This window comes from Streptomyces sp. NBC_01750 (genome assembly GCF_035918095.1).
In the GTDB taxonomy this organism is placed as follows: Bacteria; Actinomycetota; Actinomycetes; order Streptomycetales; family Streptomycetaceae; genus Streptomyces.
Genome location: NZ_CP109137.1, coordinates 1,607,989 through 1,620,400, shown reverse-complemented (window position 1 = coordinate 1,620,400; position 12,412 = coordinate 1,607,989). Strand labels below are relative to the sequence as shown.

The window sequence follows — 12,412 nt, the reverse complement described above, 5'->3', positions numbered from 1 at the left end:
TAGGGTCGGAGGACGATTTTCGAGGACCCATCGACGAGCAGAGAGCGGTGCAGAGTGACCGGTGGAGAGGTTGCCGGGATCCTGGTGGCCGTCTTCTGGGCGATTCTGGTCTCCTTCCTCGCCGTGGTGCTGGTGAGGCTGGCCCAGACGCTCAGGGCGACCACCAAACTCGTGGCGGAAGTGACCGAGCAGGCGGTGCCGCTGCTGGCCGACGCCTCCGCGACGGTGCGCAACGCGCAGACCCAGCTCGACCGGGTCGACGCCATCGCGACGGACGTCCAGGAAGTCACCTCCAACGCCTCGGCGCTCTCGACGACCGTCGCCTCGACCTTCGGCGGCCCGCTGGTCAAGGTCGCCGCCTTCGGCTACGGCGTACGCCGGGCCATGAGCCGCAAGAGCGATGACACGCCGGCCGCGGCACCGTCCCGTCGTGCGGTGATCGTCGGCCGCACCGTGCCGGCCGCCCGGCGCAAGAAGCGGAAAGGCTGACGCTCGATGTTCCGCCGTACCTTCTGGTTCACCGCGGGCGCCGCAGCCGGCGTCTGGGCCACCACCAAGGTCAACCGCAAGCTCAAGCAGCTGACCCCCGAGAGCCTCGCGGCGCAGGCCGCGAACAAGGCGATCGACGCGGGCCACAAGCTCAAGGACTTCGCCCTCGACGTCAGGGCCGGCATGGTCCAGCGCGAGGCCGAACTGGGCGAGGCGTTGGGCTTGGAGGCATCCGCCGAGCCCGGACTCCCCGCGCAGCGACGCTTCGCTGCCATCGACCGACCGAAGCACTCGTACAACTCGTACCCCTCGCACAACCGGAATGAGGACCACTGATGGAGTCGGCTGAAATCCGCCGCCGCTGGCTGAGCTTCTTCGAGGAGCGCGGGCACACCGTCGTGCCTTCGGCGTCGCTCATCGCGGACGACCCGACTCTGCTGCTGGTCCCCGCGGGCATGGTGCCGTTCAAGCCGTACTTCCTCGGTGAGGCCAAGCCGCCCGCCCCGCGCGCCACCAGCGTGCAGAAGTGCGTCCGTACGCCGGACATCGAAGAGGTCGGCAAGACCACTCGCCACGGCACGTTCTTCCAGATGTGCGGCAACTTCTCCTTCGGGGACTACTTCAAGGAAGGCGCCATCACCTACGCCTGGGAGCTGCTGACCAGCTCTGTGGCTGACGGTGGCTTCGGCCTGGACCCCGAGCGGCTCTGGATCACGGTCTACCTCGACGACGACGAGGCCGAGCAGATCTGGCGCGACAAGATCGGCGTACCGCCCGAGCGCATCCAGCGCCTCGGCAAGAAGGACAACTTCTGGTCCATGGGCGTCCCCGGACCCTGTGGCCCCTGCTCCGAGATCAACTACGACCGCGGCCCGGAGTTCGGCGAAGAGGGCGGCCCCGCCGTCAACGACGAGCGCTATGTGGAGATCTGGAACCTGGTCTTCATGCAGTACGAGCGCGGCGCCGGCGAGGGCAAGGAAGACTTCCCGATCCTCGGTGACCTGCCGTCGAAGAACATCGACACCGGCCTCGGCCTCGAACGCCTCGCGATGATCCTGCAGGGCGTACAGAACATGTACGAGACCGACACTCTGCGCGTCGTCATGGACAAGGCCACCGAGCTGACCGGCGTCCGCTACGGCGCCGACCACGGCTCGGACGTCTCGCTGCGCGTGGTCGCCGACCACATCCGCACGTCCGTGATGCTCATCGGCGACGGCGTCACCCCCGGCAACGAGGGCCGCGGCTATGTGCTGCGCCGCATCATGCGCCGCGCCATCCGCAATATGCGGCTGTTGGGCGCCACCGGACCGGTCGTCGCCGAACTCGCCGGCACGGTCATCACGACCATGGGCGAGCAGTACCCCGAGCTGATCACCGACCGCAAGCGGATCGAGACCGTCGCCGTCGCCGAGGAGGCCGCCTTCCTCAAGGCCCTCAAGGGCGGCACCAACATCCTCGACACCGCGATCACCGACACCAAGGCCGGCGGCGGCACGGTCCTCGCCGGCGAGAAGGCGTTCCTGCTCCACGACACCTGGGGCTTCCCGATCGACCTCACCCTGGAGATGGCCGCCGAGCAGGGGCTGTCCGTCGACGAGGACGGCTTCCGGCGCCTGATGAAGGAGCAGCGGGACAAGGCCAAGGCCGACGCCAAGGCCAAGAAGACCGGTCACGCCGACCTGTCCGCCTACCGTTCGGTCGCCGACAGCTCCGGCTCCACCGAGTTCACCGGCTACTCCGCCACCGAGGGCGAGTCGACGATCGTCGGCCTGCTGGTCGACGGTGTTCCGTCGCCCGCCGCCACCGAGGGCGACGAGGTCGAGGTCGTGCTCGACCGCACGCCTTTCTACGCCGAGGGCGGCGGCCAGCTGGCCGACCAGGGCCGCATCAAGCTCGACACGGGCGCCGTCATCGAGATCCGCGATGTGCAGCAGCCCGTCCCGGGTGTCAGCGTGCACAAGGGTTCGGTGCAGGTCGGCGAGGTGACGGTCGGCGCCTCCGCCTACGCCGCCATCGACATCAACCGCCGCCGTGCGATCGCCCGCGCCCACAGCGCCACGCACCTCACGCACCAGGCGCTGCGCGACGCCCTCGGTCCGACGGCCGCCCAGGCCGGTTCGGAGAATTCGCCGGGCCGCTTCCGCTTCGACTTCGGCTCGCCCGCCGCCGTACCCGGCACGGTCCTGACCGATGTCGAGCAGAAGATCAACGAAGTCCTCGCCCGTGAACTCGACGTCCAGGCCGAGGTCATGAGCATCGACGAGGCCAAGAAGCAGGGCGCCATCGCCGAGTTCGGCGAGAAGTACGGCGAGCGCGTGCGCGTCGTCACCATCGGCGACTTCTCCAAGGAGCTCTGCGGCGGCACGCATGTGCACAACACCTCCCAGCTGGGGCTGGTGAAGCTGCTCGGCGAGTCGTCGATCGGCTCCGGAGTGCGCCGTATCGAGGCTCTCGTCGGCGTCGACGCCTACAACTTCCTCGCCAAGGAGCACACGGTCGTTGCCCAGCTCCAGGAGCTGGTCAAGGGTCGTTCCGAGGAGCTCCCCGAGAAGATCTCCGGCATGCTCGCCAAGCTCAAGGACGCCGAGAAGGAGATCGAGAGGTTCCGCGCCGAGAAGGTCCTGCAGGCCGCCGCCGGTCTCGCTTCGGGTGCCAAGGACGTACGGGGCCTGGCTCTGGTCACCGGTCAGGTGCCGGACGGCACCGGCGCCGACGATCTGCGCAAGCTGGTCCTCGACGTCCGCGGCCGCATCCCGGGCGACCGCCCTGCGGTCGTGGCCCTGTTCTCCGTCGCCAACGGCCGCCCGGTGACGGTCATCGCGACCAACGAGGCCGGCCGCGAGCGTGGCCTCAAGGCCGGTGACCTCGTCCGTGCCGCCGCCAAGACCCTCGGTGGCGGCGGTGGCGGCAAGCCGGACGTCGCCCAGGGCGGCGGGCAGAACCCGGCTGCCATCGGCGACGCCGTGGCGGCCGTCGAGCGTCTCGTCGCCGAGACGGCCTGACGCTGATGCGCAGAGGACGCCGTCTCGCGTTCGACGTCGGGGACGCCCGGATCGGGGTCGCCTCGTGCGACCCCGACGGGGTCCTCGCCACGCCGGTGGAGACCGTGCCGGGACGCGATGTCCCGGCCGCCCACCGGCGGCTGCGGCAGCTCGTCGAGGAGTACGAACCGATCGAGGTCATCGTGGGCCTGCCCCGCTCGCTCAGCGGCGGCGAGGGCCCGGCCGCGGTCAAGATCCGCGGCTTCGCGCAGGAGCTCGCGCGCGGCATCGCGCCCATTCCGGTCCGACTGGTCGACGAGAGGATGACCACAGTGACGGCCAGTCAGGGACTGCGCGCTTCGGGCGTGAAGTCCAAAAAAGGCCGGTCCGTCATCGACCAGGCTGCCGCTGTGGTGATCCTCCAGAACGCTCTGGAGTCCGAAAGGGCGTCCGGTGAGGCACCCGGGGAGGGCGTCGAAGTGGTTGTCTGATCGCGATACGGTAACGTTCCGCGCGATGCGGTGGTGTTCGAACAGGTGCCGCACAGTAAAGAGTCGGGATGGCTCAACGCCCGCCTCGCGGCCCTAGGGGATCGATGACTGAGTATGGCCGGAGCTCCGGCTCCGAACCGTGGCATCCCGAGGACCCGTTGTACGGGGACCAGGGATGGGGAGGACAGCAGGCTGCAGCCGGCCAGCCTCCGTACGGCGGCCAGCCGCAGCAGCAGTACCCGCAGCAGCCGCAGCAGTACGGCAACCAGCAGGACCCGTACCAGCAGCAGTACGACCAGCAGCAGTACGACCAGCAACGGCAGCAGTACGACCAGCAGCAACAGCAGCAGTACAACCAGCAACAGCAGTACAACCAGCAGCAACAGCAGCAGCAGTACAACGGCGGCTGGGACACCGGCCAGCACCCAGCCATGCCCTACGGAGCGAGTCCCGGCGACACCTACGGCGGCCCGCAGCCCGGCTACGGCAGCCGGCAGGAGGCCGACTACTACGCCACTCCTGAGGCGTACCCGCCGCCGCAGCCACCCGGCCGGCGCCAGGCCGAGCCGGAGCCCGCGTCCGACTGGGATGCCGAGGCGCCGCAGGAGGAGACCCACCCCTTCTTCACCGGCGACGACGGCCGGGACGCCGACGACGAGTACGACGACGACCCGGGCGAGTCGCGCCGGGGCGGCGGCCGTGAGCGCCGCGGCAAGACCAAGAAGAAGAGCCGCAACGGCTGCGCCTGCCTGGTCGTCTCGCTGATCCTCGTGGGCGCCCTCGGTGGTGCCGGCTACTTCGGTTATCAATTCTGGCAGAGCCATTTCGGTCCGGCCGAGGACTACACCGGCGTCGGAAGCGGCTCGGCCGAGGTCGACATCCCCAAGGGCGCGGGCCTCGGAGAGATCGGCACCATCCTCAAGAAGGCCGGTGTCGTGAAGAGCGCCGGCGCCTTCGTCTCCGCCGCCGACGGAAAGAGCATCGAAGCCGGCGTCTACACGCTCGCGAAGGGCATGTCCGGCAAGAGCGCCGTGGAAGCCATGCTCAACCCTGCCAGCCGCAACAACCTGATCGTCACCCCGGGCAAGCGCAATTCCTGGGTCTACGAGCAGATCGACAAGCGCCTCGGCATCAAGGCGGGAGCCACCGAGGCCGTCGCGAAGGCGAAGGCGAAGACCCTGGGCCTGCCCGAGTGGGCCGATGACAACAAGGACATCAAGGACCCGCTGGAGGGCTTCCTGTACCCCGCGACGTACCCGGTCGCCAAGGGCATGAAGCCGGAAGCCGTCCTTCAGAAGATGGTCGCCCAGGCGAACGAGGCATTCGGCAAGAAGGACCTCAAGGCCGAGGCCGCGAGGCTGGGCCTGAAATCGCCGCTCCAGGTGCTCACTGTCGCGAGCCTCGTCCAGGCCGAAGGCAAGTACAAACACGACTTCGACAAGGTCTCGCGGGTCGTCTACAACCGCCTCGAACCGAACAACGCCGAGACGGTCGGGCGGCTCGAGTTCGACTCGACGATCAACTACATAAAGAGCGGGAGCAAACTCGACCTCGGTGCCGTCGATGATCTGCGGAAGATAAAAGACCCGTACAACACGTACGACATCAAGGGTCTGCCGCCGGGGCCGATCGGCAACCCGGGTCTGGACGCCTTCGGCTCGGCGCTCAAGCCGACGCCCGGCCCCTGGTACTACTTCGTGTCGATCACCGAGGACGAGACGCTCTTCGCGGTCACCAACGCGGAACACGAGCGGAACCGCAAGAAGTACGCAGAGCAGCAGAAGAAGAACGGCCAGTGAGCACTCCGAAGCGGGCGGCGGTCCTCGGATCACCGATCGCCCACTCCCTCTCGCCGGTGCTGCACCGGGCGGCCTACGCGGAACTCGGCCTCGCCAACTGGTCGTACGACCGCTTCGAGGTGGACGAGGCGGGGCTGCCGGAATTCGTGGAGGGGCTCGATGCCTCCTGGGCCGGGCTGTCGCTGACCATGCCGCTCAAGCGCGCGATCATTCCGCTGCTCCACGGCATCAGCGACACCGCGGCCTCCGTGGAAGCCGTGAACACCGTGGTCTTCACCGAGGACGGCCGCCGTCTCGGCGACAACACCGATATCCCCGGCATGACCGCCGCGCTGCGCGAGCGGGGCGTCGACAAGGTCGGATCGGCCGCGGTACTGGGCGCGGGCGCGACCGCGTCGTCCGCGCTCGCCGCGCTCTCACGGATCTGTACGGGACCGGTCACCGCGTATGTCCGCAGTGCGGCCCGGGCGGACGAGATGCGCGGCTGGGGCGAGCGGCTCGGCGTCGAGGTGCGTATCGCCGACTGGGCCGAGGCCGCCGTGGCGCTGCGTGCGCCGCTGGTCATCGCCACCACGCCGGCCGGTGCCACCGACGAGCTGGCGCACGCCGTACCGGACCGCCCCGGGACGCTCTTCGACGTGCTGTACGACCCTTGGCCGACCGCACTCGCCGCCGCCTGGTCGCGGCAGGGCGGGGACGTCGTCGGCGGCCTGGACCTCCTGGTCCACCAGGCGGTGCTCCAGGTCGAGCAGATGACGGGGCGGACCCCCGCGCCGCTCAGGGCCATGCGTGCAGCCGGCGAGAAGGCGCTGACCAGCGGCCGAACCGCGTGAACCTCGCGGGGCGCGTCCCGGAGGCCATCATTGGGATCCTCCTGCGCATGGTGCCCCTCCAGGTGTACGCAGGACTGGCCGTCGGTATCGCCCTGATCGTGCTGCTGGTGAAGCTGAGGCGGGCCCGCGCGTCCGGTTGATGGACCGGAGACCGGGTCGCGGCTCGGGACGTGGGAGGATCGAAGGAGGCGGGCCAGGGCCGCGCACCCGGTCGCGCCGTCGCAGTTCCAGGCGCGAGCAGGAGGAGCACCGTTGAGCAGGTTGCGTTGGCTGACGGCGGGGGAGTCGCACGGACCCGCACTGGTGGCGACGCTGGAGGGTCTTCCCGCCGGCGTGCCCATTACCACCGAGATGGTGGCGGACCACCTTGCCCGGCGGCGCCTCGGCTATGGACGCGGTGCGCGGATGAAGTTCGAGCGCGACGAGGTCACCTTCCTCGGTGGCGTACGCCACGGACTGACCATGGGCTCGCCGGTGGCGGTCATGGTGGGCAACACCGAGTGGCCGAAGTGGGAGCAGGTCATGTCGGCCGACCCGGTCGACCCCGATGAGCTCGCCAAGCTGGCCCGCAACGCGCCTCTGACCCGGCCGCGTCCCGGCCATGCCGACCTGGCCGGCATGCAGAAGTACGCGCTCGATGAGGCCCGGCCGATCCTGGAACGGGCCAGCGCCCGCGAGACCGCAGCGCGTGTCGCGCTCGGCGCGGTCGCCCGCTCCTACCTCAAGGAGACGGCGGGCATCGAGATCGTCTCCCACGTTGTCGAACTGGCCGCCGCCAGGGCTCCGTACGGCGTGGTGCCCGTCCCCGCCGACGAGGCGAAGCTCGACGCGGACCCGGTGCGCTGCCTGGACGCCGATGTGTCGAAGGCGATGGTCGCGGAGATCGACCAGGCCCACAAGGACGGCGACACCCTCGGCGGCGTTGTCGAGGTGCTGGCCTACGGCGTGCCGGTCGGTCTCGGCTCGCATGTGCACTGGGACCGGCGCCTCGACGCCCGTCTCGCGGCCGCGCTGATGGGCATCCAGGCCATCAAGGGTGTCGAGGTCGGCGACGGCTTCGAGCTGGCGCGCGTACCCGGGTCGAAGGCCCACGACGAGATCGTGCCGACCGAGGACGGCATCCGCCGCACGTCGGGCCGCTCCGGCGGTACGGAAGGCGGCATGTCCACCGGTGAACTGCTGCGTGTACGGGCCGCGATGAAGCCGATCGCGACCGTGCCGCGTGCGCTGGCCACCGTCGACGTCGCGACCGGCGAGGTCGCGGCCGCCCACCACCAGCGTTCCGACGTCTGTGCGGTACCGGCCGCCGGGATCGTGGCCGAGGCGATGGTGGCGCTCGTCCTCGCTGACGCGGTCGCCGAGAAGTTCGGCGGAGACAGCGTCTCCGAGACCCGCCGCAATGTGCAGTCCTACCTCGACAATCTGCACATCCGGTGAACGCCCCGCTGATCGTCCTGGTCGGGCCCATGGGCTCGGGCAAGTCCACCGTGGGTGAGCTGCTCGCCGAGCGGCTCGGCGTGGCCTACCGGGACACCGACGCCGATATCGTCGCGGCCCAGGGCCGGGAGATCGCGGACATCTTCGTCGACGAGGGCGAGCCGTACTTCCGTGATCTCGAGCGCGAGGCCGTGCGGGCCGCCGTGACCGAGCACTCCGGAGTGCTCGCACTCGGCGGCGGCGCGATCCTGGACGACTCGACCCGTGAGCTGCTGGCGGGCCTGCCCGTCGCCTATCTCTCGATGGACGTGGAGGAGGCGGTCCGGCGGGTCGGTCTCAACCAGGCGCGCCCGCTGCTCGCCGTCAATCCGCGCCGTCAGTGGCGGGAGCTGATGGATGCCCGCCGCCATCTCTACACCGAAGTGGCACGCGTCGTCGTGGCCACCGACGACCGCACGCCCGAAGAGGTCGCCCAGGCGGTCCTCGACGCACTGGAGCTGAAAGACGTATGACCGATCAGGCAGTGACCCGAATCCAGGTCGGCGGTACGGACGGCTCCGATCCGTACGAGGTGCTGATCGGCCGGCAACTGCTGGGCGAGCTGCCCGGGCTGATCGGCCCGCGCGCCCAGCGGGTGGCTGTGCTGCACCCCGAGGCGCTCGCCGGCACCGGCGACGCGATCCGTGAGGACCTTGCTTCCCAGGGCTATGAAGTCATCGCCATCCAGCTGCCGAACGCCGAGGAGGCCAAGACCGTCGAAGTCGCGGCGTACTGCTGGAAGGCGCTCGGCCAGACAGGCTTCACCCGCAGCGACATCATCATCGGTGTCGGCGGCGGTGCCACCACGGACGTCGCCGGTTTTGTCGCGGCGACCTGGCTGCGCGGGGTGCGCTGGATCGCCGTCCCGACGACCGTGCTCGGCATGGTCGACGCGGCGGTCGGCGGGAAGACCGGCATCAATACCGCCGAGGGCAAGAATCTCGTCGGGGCCTTCCACCCGCCGGCCGGAGTGCTGTGCGATCTGGCCGCCCTGGACTCGCTGCCGGTCAACGACTACGTCAGCGGCATGGCGGAGATCATCAAGGCCGGCTTCATCGCCGACCCTGCCATCCTCGACCTGGTCGAGGCCGATCCGCAGGGCGCGCGTACCCCTGCGGGGCCGCACACCGCCGAGCTGATCGAGCGTTCCATCCGGGTCAAGGCCGAGGTGGTCTCCAACGACCTCAAGGAATCCGGACTGCGCGAGATCCTCAATTACGGCCACACTCTCGCGCACGCGATCGAGAAGAACGAGCGCTACAAGTGGCGGCACGGCGCGGCTGTCTCGGTCGGCATGGTCTTCGCCGCCGAACTGGGGCGGCTGGCCGGGCGTCTTGACGATGCGACCGCCGACCGGCACCGCTCCGTCCTGGAGTCCGTCGGACTGCCGCTGACCTACCGCGGCGACCAGTGGCCCAAGCTCCTGGAGACCATGAAGGTCGACAAGAAGTCCCGCGGCAACCTGCTGCGCTTCATCGTCCTCGACGGTCTCGCCAAGCCGACCGTGCTGGAAGGCCCGGATCCGGCGGTACTGCTCGCAGCCTACGGAGAGGTGTCCGCGTGACCCGTCAGGTGCTGGTCCTCAACGGCCCCAACCTCGGGCGGCTCGGCTCCCGCGAGCCCGACGTCTACGGCGCGACCTCCTACGCAGGTCTGGTGGAGACCTGCCAGGAGCTCGGCAAGGAGCTCGGCCTCGACGTCGACGTACGCGAGACGAACGACGAGGGCGAGTTGATCCGCTGGCTGCACGAGGCCGCGGACGGCTCAATTCCGGTCGTTCTCAACCCCGGTGCCTTCACCCACTATTCGTACGGGATGCGCGACGCGGCAGCTCAGCGGACCGCCCCGCTCATCGAGGTGCACATCTCCAACCCGTATACGCGCGAGGTATTTCGGCACACCTCGGTGGTCGCGGCCGTGGCCAGCGGCACGATCGCCGGCTTCGGCGTCGGCTCGTACCGCCTCGCGCTGCGCGCGCTGGCCGAAGAATTGACCGGCTGACAGGGCACTTTGGGCCTGCCCCGGCCGTTCCCACCGTGGCGGCCGGGGGAGGTACCGTTCGGTAGCAAGGCGGCCCAGCTGCCGCCTGACCAGCGTCAGTCGTACGAGACGGAGTGGCACCGGATGCAGCAAGCAGTGGGGGCTCCGCTGCCGCCGCCCCACGGACCGGGGCACGGACCTGCCGGATGGACACACGGCGCCCCGCACCCGGGGCCTGCGCAGGGGGCTCCGGCCGGACCGCCGCGGGGCGCGCCCGCCGGCCCTCCGCCGCAGGGCCCTCCGCCGCCGCAGGGCCCGCCTCAAGGCGGCTATCCCGCGGCTCCCGCCGGACCTCCGCACGCGGCTCCCGCCGGTCCTCCGCCGCCGCAGGGCCGGCCGCAGGGCGGGCGTCCCGCGGCTCCCGCAGGGCCTCCCCAGCCGCATGGCGGTCATCCCTCCCCGGGCTGGACGAGTCCCGCCCCTCAGCACGCCTCCGCGCCGCCGTCCCGCGACACGACGGGGCATGTGCCGCTGCCGCCCGGTGGGCCGGTTCCCATACCCGCCCCGCCACCCGCCGAAATCGGCACCGGCGCGACCACCCTCGCCGTTCTGCTGATCGGCCCTGCAGGCGCCGGGAAGACGACCGTGGCCCGCCACTGGGCCGCCGGACGCCGTGTTCCCACCGCACACATCAGCCTCGATGATGTCCGCGAATGGGTCTGCTCCGGCTTCGCCGACCCGCAGTCCGGCTGGAACGACCACTCCGAGGCTCAGTACCGCCTCGCCCGCCGCACCTGCGGCTTCGCCGCCCGCAACTTCCTGGCCAACGGGATCTCCTGCATCCTCGACGACGCGGTCTTCCCCGACCGTCCCGTCGTCGGCCTCGGCGGCTGGAAGCGTCATGTCGGCCCCGGTCTGCTGCCCGTCGTCCTGCTCCCGGGCCTCGAGATTGTCCTGGAGCGCAACGCCGAGCGCAGCGGAAACCGCCGTCTCTCGGACGAGGAAGTCGCGAGCATCCACGGCCGGATGGCCGGCTGGTACGGATCAGGGCTGCCGATCATCGACAACTCCAAGTACGACGTGGAGACGACGGCCCGGGTCCTCGACGACGTACTCGCCCGTTCCATCGCCAGCCCGCCGAACTGGTAGGCCGCGCACCCGCGTGCGCACCCCGGTCGGACGCGCTGACCGGGCCGGGCCGGGCCGACGCTCGTAGGCTCGTGGCATGTCAGAGGTGTATGGGTTCCGCCGCGGCAGGCTGCGTGACCGGTGCGCGGCGACCGGCAGCCCCGGGGCTCTGGTTTCCCGCCCCGCCAATGTCCGCTATCTCGCGGGCGGAGCGCCGCCCGGCGCGGTACTCCTGCTCGGCCCGGGCGAAGACGTCCTGCTCTGCCCCCGTACGCCCACCGGCGATCCCGCCGAAGGCCGTCCTGATGAGCAGCTGCGGCTGACCGTCCTGTCGACCTCGGCCGGCGATCCGGCGGTCGCGGCCGCAGAGCTGGCCAGGACGGCCGGGGTGGAGTCGCTGGCCGTCGAGGAACACCATCTGACCATCGCCAGACACCGGGCGATGGGCTCGGTGGCGCCCCGGCTGCGCCTCGCCGACCTCGGTCTCGCCGTCGAGCAGCAGCGCCTTGTCAAGGACGAGGAGGAGATCGCCTGCCTGCGGATCGCGGCGGAGATCACGGACCAGGCTCTCGGCGAACTCCTGGAGTCGATCCTGGTGGGCCGCACCGAGCGGCATCTCGCGCTGGAGCTGGAGCGCCGGCTCGTCGACCACGGCGCCGACGGCCCGGCCTTCGCGACCTCGGTAGCCACCGGGCCCAACTCCGGGCTGGGCGGCCACCGGCCCTCCGACCGCCGGGTCGAGGAGGGCGATTTTCTCTCCGTCTGCGTCGGCGCCAACTACCGCGGCTACCGGTGCGAGATCGGCCGTACGTTTGTGATCGGGACGACCCCGGCGGACTGGCAGATCGAGCTGTACGACCTTGTCTTCGCCGCTCAGCGGGCCGGCCGGGAGTCTCTGGTCCCGGGCGCCGCGTACCGCGATGTGGACCGTGCGACCCGGCAGATCCTGGACTCTGCGGGCCATGGCGAGGGCCTCGCGCCGCTCACCGGGCACGGTGTCGGGCTCGAAATCGACGAGGACCCGCAGCTGGCCCCTGCGGCCATGGGTAAACTGGACGCTTGTGTGCCGGTCACCGTCGAACCGGGGGTCCACCTCCCGGGCCGGGGCGGTGTCCGGATCGATGACACGCTCGTCGTACGCCAGGAGGCGGACGGCGGACCCGAGCTACTCACCATCACGACCAAGGAGCTGCTCGCGCTCTAGCTTCGCTGCAGCGCGCTTCCTCGGTCGT

The 12,412-nt window shown here is 70.3% G+C and carries 12 protein-coding genes; all 12 read left to right on the top strand.

Annotated elements, in window-relative coordinates; genetic code table 11:
- Positions 1-54: 54 nt before the first annotated feature.
- The 12 genes from OG966_RS07170 (at position 55) to OG966_RS07115 (ending at position 12,384) form a co-directional block, all read left to right on the top strand.
- A complete protein-coding gene (locus OG966_RS07170; RefSeq protein ID WP_326648596.1) occupies positions 55-489 on the top strand; it encodes a DUF948 domain-containing protein in 435 nt (144 codons plus the stop codon).
- A gap of 6 nt (positions 490-495) precedes the next feature.
- Positions 496-825: a DUF6167 family protein gene (locus OG966_RS07165; protein WP_326648595.1), complete on the top strand. Its 330-nt coding sequence runs from the start codon at positions 496-498 to the stop codon at positions 823-825.
- Entirely contained in the window at positions 825-3,494 is a 2,670-nt protein-coding gene (gene alaS / locus OG966_RS07160) for an alanine--tRNA ligase (protein WP_326648594.1), read from the top strand. Before OG966_RS07165 ends, alaS begins: the two co-directional genes overlap by 1 nt.
- A gap of 5 nt (positions 3,495-3,499) precedes the next feature.
- Positions 3,500-3,964, top strand: coding sequence for a Holliday junction resolvase RuvX (gene ruvX, locus OG966_RS07155; RefSeq protein ID WP_326648593.1), 465 nt, complete (start codon positions 3,500-3,502; stop codon positions 3,962-3,964).
- A gap of 104 nt (positions 3,965-4,068) precedes the next feature.
- A complete protein-coding gene (gene mltG / locus OG966_RS07150) occupies positions 4,069-5,763 on the top strand; it encodes an endolytic transglycosylase MltG (protein ID WP_326648592.1) in 1,695 nt (564 codons plus the stop codon).
- Positions 5,760-6,596 carry a shikimate dehydrogenase gene (locus OG966_RS07145; protein WP_326648591.1) on the top strand — a complete coding sequence of 279 codons (837 nt, stop codon included), beginning with the start codon at positions 5,760-5,762 and terminating at the stop codon, positions 6,594-6,596. Before mltG ends, OG966_RS07145 begins: the two co-directional genes overlap by 4 nt.
- Before the next feature lie 252 nt (positions 6,597-6,848).
- Positions 6,849-8,033 (top strand): chorismate synthase, encoded by a 1,185-nt coding sequence (gene aroC, locus OG966_RS07140; RefSeq protein WP_326648590.1) that lies wholly within the window; start codon positions 6,849-6,851, stop codon positions 8,031-8,033.
- A gap of 29 nt (positions 8,034-8,062) precedes the next feature.
- A complete protein-coding gene (locus tag OG966_RS07135; RefSeq protein ID WP_406733935.1) occupies positions 8,063-8,545 on the top strand; it encodes a shikimate kinase in 483 nt (160 codons plus the stop codon).
- Positions 8,542-9,636 (top strand): 3-dehydroquinate synthase, encoded by a 1,095-nt coding sequence (gene aroB / locus OG966_RS07130; protein WP_326648587.1) that lies wholly within the window; start codon positions 8,542-8,544, stop codon positions 9,634-9,636. Before OG966_RS07135 ends, aroB begins: the two co-directional genes overlap by 4 nt.
- Positions 9,633-10,073, top strand: coding sequence for a type II 3-dehydroquinate dehydratase (gene aroQ / locus OG966_RS07125; RefSeq protein ID WP_326648586.1), 441 nt, complete (start codon positions 9,633-9,635; stop codon positions 10,071-10,073). The genes aroB and aroQ overlap by 4 nt, the downstream gene beginning before the upstream one ends.
- 123 nt (positions 10,074-10,196) lie before the next feature.
- Entirely contained in the window at positions 10,197-11,201 is a 1,005-nt protein-coding gene (locus OG966_RS07120; protein WP_326648585.1) for an AAA family ATPase, read from the top strand.
- Positions 11,202-11,277: 76 nt separating this feature from the next.
- Positions 11,278-12,384, top strand: a complete 1,107-nt coding sequence (locus OG966_RS07115) for an aminopeptidase P family protein (protein ID WP_326648584.1) — start codon at positions 11,278-11,280, stop codon at positions 12,382-12,384.
- Positions 12,385-12,412 lie beyond the last annotated feature (28 nt).